Origin of the sequence: Promineifilum sp. (SeqCode), from assembly GCF_041918635.1 — a bacterium.
Taxonomy (GTDB): Bacteria; Chloroflexota; Anaerolineae; order Promineifilales; family Promineifilaceae; genus Promineifilum.
In genome coordinates this window covers 1-3,051 of the sequence record NZ_JAYRVJ010000060.1, presented here as the reverse complement: position 1 = coordinate 3,051, position 3,051 = coordinate 1, and the positions used below count along the sequence as shown (strand labels likewise).

Genomic DNA, 3,051 nt, shown 5'->3' with positions numbered 1-3,051 from the left:
CGATGGCGACCTGGTGATCGGGGCCGGCGCGCAGGTTAACGGCGACGTGGTCGTCTTTAACGGCGACGCCCTGGTGGATGGCAGCGTCAACGGCAGCGTCACGCTGTTCAACGGCGATCTGGTGGCCGGGCCGGATGCCTTCGTGCGCGGCGAGTGTGTCTTGCTGAACGGCGAACTGGGCGGCGACAGCTTGCTGAGCAATTGCACGGCCGTCGAAAACCTGGAACTGCCGCCGTTCGCCATGCCGGAGATACCGGCGATTCCGGCCGTACCGGCTGTGCCGGAAATACCGGCGATTCCGGAAGTGCCGGCTGTGCCTGTCCCGGTGCAGCCGTCCATCCCTGACCGGGCCTATGACAGTGGCATGAGCACAGGGGCGCGGCTGCTGAGCGCCTTCGCCAGCACTATGCTGTTCAGCATCGTGGCCCTGCTGGTCGCGGCGGTCATGCCCAACCAGTTGCGGCAGATCGTGCGCACGGCGCGCGAGAAGCCGGTGGTCAGCGCCGGGGCGGGCGTGCTGACGGCCATCGCCGTGCCGTCGCTCATGATCCTGCTCATCCCGCTATCCATCTTGCTGACGCTCATCTGCATCGGCCTGCTGGGCTTCCCGATCATCATCCTGCTGGCGATTGGCCTCTTCGCCGGAATGCTGGTCGGCTGGGTAACGGTTGGGACGTGGCTGGGCGTGCGGCTGTTCGGCCATGGCAAGGATGAGCGCATTGTGCGGTCGGCCGTGCTGGGCACGGCGCTGATGACCTTCGTCATCGGCATGCTGGGCGTGCTCCCGTTCGTCTTCGGCGAGACGCTGCTGGCCTTCGTCATCGCCAACATCGGCCTGGGCGCGGTGGCCCTGACGCAGTTCGGCATGAAGCCCTACCCGCGCCGCCCGCAAGCCAGCGCGACGGGCAACGGCCCCGAGGGCGACAAGGTGGAGACGGTCCTGCTGACCCTCCCGCCCGAGGAAAAGACCGCTTAAAGAATCCACAGATTTCGCAGATTACACAGATTAGAATGCTAAAAACCGGGTTTCTTCTGAGAAACCCGGTTTTTGTTCATGTCGGCTCTGAAAAATCTGTGTCATCTGTGAAATCTGTGGATTCTCTTCTTAAATCACGGCCGGCGAGTTCGTCTTCCAGGGCGTCATACAATTGCCGGTAGGCCGCCAACCGGGCCTGCGCCGCGCGGCGGGCGGGGGGGGTGTGCATGCTGGCGACAGTCCTGGGCAGCCAGTCGTTGGCGCGGGCGCGATGGATGAGCCGCCCCAGTGTGTGCATCCGGTCGCCGGCCAGCGAGCCGCCCGTCCAGTGAAAGATGGCCGTCAGCCCGATCTTCGCCAGCTTATCGGCGTCCCACAGCACCTGCGACTCCAGCACCGTCAGCGGCTCCTCCCGCCACAGCCCCATGTGGTCGGCGATGGCCGCGGCCACGGCCTCGATCTTCTGCGGCGGGAAGTCGGTGGCCGGCAGGAAGCCGCGGGCGACGGCCGCCCCGGCGATGGGGTGGCGCTCGCCGTCGCTGTACTTGCATACGTCGTGCAGCCAGGCAGCGGCCTCGACCGTCTCGGCGTCCGCGCCGGTCAGCTCGGCCAGCCGCAGCGCCAACGTCACGACCGTTGTCACGTGCTCCCAGCGGTAGTTGAACGAGACGCGCTCCGTGCCGTACCGGCCGCGCAATTCGGCCAGCGTGGCCTCGTGCATGCGCTGCCGGACGGCCTCGCGCCATGGTATACTATGCGTGTCGGTCATCGTCGCTCCTCCGGCCCTTAGTCTACACCGGCGGAGCGGGCCGACCAAACGGAGGTGACCCCATGAGCCTCTCTCCCGCGCGGCGACGGCCGCTCCGCTTTATCCCGCTGCTGCTCTTGCCGGTCGTCCTGGCCCTGCTGGCCTGCGGCTCGCGGCCGACGGACGCCCAGGTAGAGAAGCAAAAAGGCTACTCCTACGCTACCTGGTGGCCGGGCAACTACAGCACGCCCGACGCCGATTTAGCCCTGGCCCGGCTGGCCGATACCGGCACGAACTGGCTCAGCCTCGTCGTCACCCAGTACCAGGACACCATTGACTCGACGACCATCGGCCCCACCGCCGGCACGCCGACCGACGCCGACGTCGTCCACGCCATCGCCGAGGCCCACCGGCTGGGGCTGAAGGTGATGCTGAAGCCCCATGTCGATCTCTGGAGCGACCCCGGCCGCTGGCGGGGGGAGATCGGCCAGAACTTCAACGCGGCGCAGTGGAACGCCTGGTTCGCGTCGTACCGGACGTTCATCAACCACTACGCGGCGCTGGCCGCGGCGCAGGGGGTGGAGCAGTTCGCCGTCGGCGTGGAACTGCGCGCGACGGAGGCCCAGGAGGCGCACTGGCGGACGACCATCGCCGGCGTCCGGGCGCGCTTCGACGGGCCGATCACCTACGCCGCCAACCACAGCGGCGACGAAACCTCGCTGACCTGGTGGGACGCGGTCGATTTCATCGGCGTCGATGCCTACTACCCGCTCTCGACGACCGATGACCCGACGCCCGCCCAACTGGCGGCGGCCTGGTCGCCCATCGTCGTTACGCTGGCCGATCTAGCCGCCGAGTGGCAGAAGCCCATCCTCTTCACCGAGATCGGCTACCGCAGCATCGACGGGGCCAACCGGCATCCGTGGGATTGGCAGATCGACGGCGCGGTGGACCTGGCCGAGCAGGCCGACCTGTACGAAGCGGCGCTGGCCGCCGTCTACGACCAACCCTGGTTCGCCGGGGCGTACTGGTGGAGTTGGGACGTTGACCCTTACCAGGGCGGGCCGTGCGACAAGAACTACACCATCTACGACAAGCCGGCCGAGGCCGTATTGCGACGCTGGTACGACGCGCCGTCGCGGACGATTGACCCGCCGCCCCCGGCTGGAGACGGCGCGACGCGCGACATCTACACCGACGCCCTGGCCGCCGGCTGGGAGAACTGGTCATGGGACGCGACGGTGAACTTCGCGGCGACCGATCAGGTGCACAGTGGGGCGTATAGCGCCTTGACCACCGTCACCCAGCCGTGGGGCGCGCTCTATCT

Annotated in this window: 2 protein-coding genes and 1 pseudogene; 2 read left to right on the top strand and 1 reads right to left on the bottom strand. The window is 67.5% G+C overall.

Annotation, left to right across the window (positions count from 1 at the left end; genetic code table 11):
* Positions 1-976: pseudogene (locus ACE3UY_RS01950) on the top strand (hypothetical protein); the annotation flags it as partial.
* Between the two features lie 76 nt (positions 977-1,052).
* Here ACE3UY_RS01950 and ACE3UY_RS01945 read toward each other — a convergent pair.
* On the bottom strand, positions 1,053-1,745 hold the full coding sequence (locus tag ACE3UY_RS01945) for an HD domain-containing protein (protein ID WP_374685867.1): 693 nt from the start codon (positions 1,743-1,745) through the stop codon (positions 1,053-1,055).
* Positions 1,746-1,807: 62 nt separating this feature from the next.
* Between ACE3UY_RS01945 and ACE3UY_RS01940 the strand changes: the two genes are divergently transcribed.
* The coding region (locus ACE3UY_RS01940; protein ID WP_374685866.1) for a hypothetical protein at positions 1,808-3,051 on the top strand (1,244 nt) is incomplete at its 3' end.

Bases quoted from the DNA above. Each gene is read 5' to 3' on its own strand.
- ACE3UY_RS01945 (WP_374685867.1), bottom strand. From the start codon at position 1,745: ATGACCGACACGCATAGTATACCATGGCGCGAGGCCGTCCGGCAGCGC.